3 protein-coding genes and 1 pseudogene are annotated in these 2,264 nt (G+C 60.3%); all 4 read right to left on the reverse strand.

Annotation, left to right across the window (positions count from 1 at the left end):
* Window positions 1-329: ATP-binding cassette domain-containing protein (locus ACOI1H_RS25055; RefSeq protein ID WP_422440988.1), on the reverse strand; the 329-nt coding region annotated here is incomplete at its 3' end.
* The gene (gene ugpE / locus ACOI1H_RS25060; RefSeq protein WP_422440991.1) at window positions 329-1,177 is read right to left on the reverse strand and encodes a sn-glycerol-3-phosphate ABC transporter permease UgpE; all 849 of its coding nucleotides are present in this window, start codon (window positions 1,175-1,177) and stop codon (window positions 329-331) included. The genes ugpE and ACOI1H_RS25055, both read right to left, overlap by 1 nt.
* A 7-nt stretch (window positions 1,178-1,184) precedes the next feature.
* The gene (ugpA, locus tag ACOI1H_RS25065; RefSeq protein ID WP_422440989.1) at window positions 1,185-2,066 is read right to left on the reverse strand and encodes a sn-glycerol-3-phosphate ABC transporter permease UgpA; all 882 of its coding nucleotides are present in this window, start codon (window positions 2,064-2,066) and stop codon (window positions 1,185-1,187) included.
* A 43-nt stretch (window positions 2,067-2,109) separates the two neighbouring features.
* A pseudogene (locus tag ACOI1H_RS25070) lies at window positions 2,110-2,264 on the reverse strand (sn-glycerol-3-phosphate ABC transporter substrate-binding protein); the annotation flags it as partial.

Here is a 2,264-nt window from a genome sequence, read left to right on the forward strand (position 1 = left end):
ATCTCGGCTTTCGGCATGTTCGCGATCTTTAGCCCGTAGGCCATGTTGTCGAAAACGGTCATATGCGGGTAAAGCGCGTAGTTCTGAAACACCATCGCGATGTCGCGCGCGCGAGGTTCCAGATCGTTAACGACCCTGCCGCCAATCTCGATCTCGCCGCTGGTTATTGCCTCCAGCCCAGCGACCATGCGCAGCAGTGTGGACTTGCCGCAGCCGGAGGGGCCGACGATTACAACAAATTCACCGTCTGGCACGTCAATGGACACGCCGTGTATGACCTCTTGCTTGGCATAGCTTTTGCGCACGTCGCGCAGCGAAATCGTCGCCATTACTTTTCAGTCTCCACAAGGCCTTTGACGAACCAGCGCTGCATCAGCACCACGACAAGCACGGGCGGCAGGATCGCCAACACCGCCGTCACCATGACGAGGTTCCAAGGCGTGTCTGCATCCGCGAAAGAGATCATCTTGCGTAGAGCGATGACGATGGTGTTCATCGAATTTGAATTGGTGACCAGCAGCGGCCACAGGTATTGCGTCCATCCATAAATGAACAGGATCACGAACAGCGCCGCAATGTTCGTCGTCGACAGCGGCAGCAGGATGTCTTTGAAGAACCGCCACGGCCCTGCTCCGTCCACCCGTGCCGCCTCCACCAACTCGTTCGGGATCGTCATGAAGAACTGCCGGAACAGCAGCGTCGCCGTGGCCGACGCGATCAGCGGCAGGATCAGGCCTGCATAGGTGTCAATCAAATGCAGTTGCACCATGACCTTGTAGGTTGGCATGATACGCACTTCGACCGGCAGCATCAGCGTGATGAAGATCAGCCAGAAGCAGGCCATGCGGAATGGAAATCGAAAGAAGACCATCGCATAGGCCGAAGCCATGGATATTATGATCTTGCCTACCGCGATGCCCACCGCGACGAAAGCTGTGTTCGCCAGCAGCCGCCCGACGCTGACACCGCCGATCCGCCCAATGCCTCCCGAAATCGCTTCGCCATAATTAGAGGGCCCCTCGGCCCCCGGCAGCAAGGGCAGCGGTGGGCGCAGGATGGTCTGCAGCGTGTGGGTCGAGGCGATGACGACGTAATAGATCGGAAAGGCCACGATCAACACGCCGAGGATCAGAAAGATGTGCGCGACGACGCGGCTGCGCTTCGACGATCCCACCATGCCTAGGTCAGCCATAATGCACCCTCCGTTCGACATATTTGAACTGGAAGGCCGTCAGCGTGATAACTATGGCCATCAGGATCACCGACTGCGCGGCGGAAGAGCCCAGCAGGAAGTTGTTATAGCCGTCGTTATACACCTTGTAGACCAGCGTTTCCGTCGCCTTGCCGGGGCCGCCGCCCGTCACGGCGTGGATGATGCCGAAGGTGTCGAACAGGGCGTAGACGGAATTCACGACCAGCAAAAAGAAGGTCGTCGGTGCCAGCAGCGGGAACACAATGGTCCAGAAGCGGCGGGCGGAGCCTGCACCGTCGATCGCCGCCGCCTCAATCAGAGACTTCGGGATCGCCTGAAGCCCGGCCACGAAGAACAGGAAGTTATAGCTGATCTGCTTCCAGCTAGCAGCCGCAATGACCAGTCCCATCGCCTGACCGGAGTTCAGCAGCGGGTCCCAGTCGATGCCCATCTGACGCAGCGGCCAGGCCAGCGTGCCGAACGACGGGTTGAACATGAAGAGCCACAGCATGCCAGCGATGGCGGGGGCGACGGCATAGGGCCAGATCATTAGCGTGCGGTAGAAGGCCTTGCCGGCCAGCACCTTTTCCGCCTGCACTGCCAGTAGAAGGGCGATGGACATCGACAGGAAGGCGGTCACGACGGAAAAGAACGCCGTCACCTGAAAGGAGTTGAGGTAGGCGGGGTCCGACAGGACCTTGCGGAAGTTGTCGAGGCCCACGAACTTGGAACTCAGCCCGAAGGGATCCTCCTTCAGGGTCGACTGCCACATGGCCTGCAAGGCGGGCCAATAGAAGAAGACGAGCGAGATCGCGAGCTGCGGCAGGACCAGCAGCCACGGCAGGACGCGGTGGGGGAATGTTGCGCGGTTCATGGGAAAGCCCGGCCGCACCGGTGACGGCGCGGCCGGTCACGGGTCACTGACCCATAGCCTCCTGGATGGCAGCGTTGCCACGCTCGACGGCGTTGTCCAGCGCCTGCTGGGCGGTCTGGTCGCCAGCCAGCATCTTCTCGAACTCTTCGTTCTGAATGTCGCGGATCTGCGGCAGGTTCGGCAGACGGACGCCCTTAG

Origin of the sequence: Loktanella sp. DJP18 (assembly GCF_049310965.1) — a bacterium.
Taxonomy (GTDB): Bacteria; Pseudomonadota; Alphaproteobacteria; order Rhodobacterales; family Rhodobacteraceae; genus Loktanella.